Source organism: Clostridium brassicae (assembly GCF_026738875.1).
GTDB classification, from domain to species: domain Bacteria; phylum Bacillota; class Clostridia; order Clostridiales; family Clostridiaceae; genus Clostridium_H; species Clostridium_H brassicae.
In genome coordinates this window covers 1-1,462 of sequence record NZ_JAPQFJ010000060.1, presented here as the reverse complement: position 1 = coordinate 1,462, position 1,462 = coordinate 1, and the positions used below count along the sequence as shown (strand labels likewise).

General features: G+C 30.1%; 1 protein-coding gene. It reads right to left on the bottom strand.

Annotation, left to right across the window (positions count from 1 at the left end; genetic code table 11):
* Positions 1-165: 165 nt before the first annotated feature.
* The gene (locus tag OW729_RS19335) at positions 166-1,386 is read right to left on the bottom strand and encodes an IS256 family transposase (protein WP_268063159.1); all 1,221 of its coding nucleotides are present in this window, start codon (positions 1,384-1,386) and stop codon (positions 166-168) included.
* Positions 1,387-1,462 lie beyond the last annotated feature (76 nt).

Genomic DNA, 1,462 nt, shown 5'->3' with positions numbered 1-1,462 from the left:
GAGTCTGTCAAGAATTTTGTGTAAACTTCCATAAAAATTTTAGAATTAAATTATTTAAGAATAACTAGGTAAAAGTATTATTATGCTAACACCTAGTTATTTTAATTTCTTTAATATTTTTACAATAAGATAGTGTGATAATTCATTATTAAGTAATAATATTTTTTAAAATATTAAATTATCAATTCTATCATCAAAGTATATAGAGAGTTGAGCTAGTATTTGAGCCCATCCTCGTATTGATTGAGTCCATTTTTTACTTATATCCATTGTTGCTAAATATAGCATTTTAAGTAAAGCATCATCAGAAGGAAAAATGCTTCTAGTTTTAGTAACCTTCCTTAATTGTCTATTATAGCTCTCCATAGCATTGGTAGTATATATTATTTTTCTTATCTCTGAAGGATATTTAAAGAAGGTAGCTAATTCTTCCCAATTAGTTTTCCATGAACGAATTGCAATAAGGTATTTCTCTCCCCATTTTTCCTCAAACCTTTCTAGCTCCGCTAAGGCAGATTCTTCTGTTGGTGCTGTATACACTAGTTTTAAATCAGCATTAAACTTTTTTAAATCTTTATAAGATATATATTTTGAAGAGTTTCTAATTTGATGTATTATACATCTTTGAATTTCAGTACGTGGATAAATGGCTTTAATAGCTTGAGCAAATCCATTTAGACCATCAACACAGGCTATAAGTATATCATTGACTCCTCTGTTTTTAAGCTCATTTAACACTAAAAGCCAATATTTTGATGTTTCATTTCCACCAATCCAAATCCCCAAAACTTCTTTAATGCCATCTAAATTCACTCCAATAACTGCGTAAGCAGCCTTATTTATAACCCTATTGTCTTGTTTAACTTTATAATGGATAGCGTCCATAAATATTATTGGGTATACAGGCTCTAAAGGTCTATTTTGCCATTCTTTAGCTATAGGAGTAATCTTATCTGTTATTCCAGATATTAAGGTGGGCGAAGCCTGAAAACCATATATGTTTTCCAAGTGAGTTGCTATGTCTCTTGTTGTCATTCCCTTAGCATACATACTGATTACTTGATCTTCAATTCCTGAAACGTCAGTTTGATTTTTTTTTACAACCTCCGGTTCAAATGAGTTTTCTCTATCTCTTGGTACATTTAACTCAAATTCCCCTAAATCTGATAATACTTTTTTAGAACTATGACCATTTCTACTGTTTGTGGTGCTTTTGTTTTTATAGTCATATTTAGAATAGCCTAAATGATCATCAAGCTCCGCTTCTAACATCTCTTTAAGCGTATCTGCGAATAATTCTTTTAAGGTTTCTTGAACATCTCTTGCGCTTGTAGGTTTTGTCTCTTTAATTAATTGTTTAATAAGTTCTTTTCTTGAAAAAGACATAATCTGTGCACCCTCCATTTTTATAAGAATATTATATCAATTCTTATGGAGTTTACACAGATTATTTTACACTCTC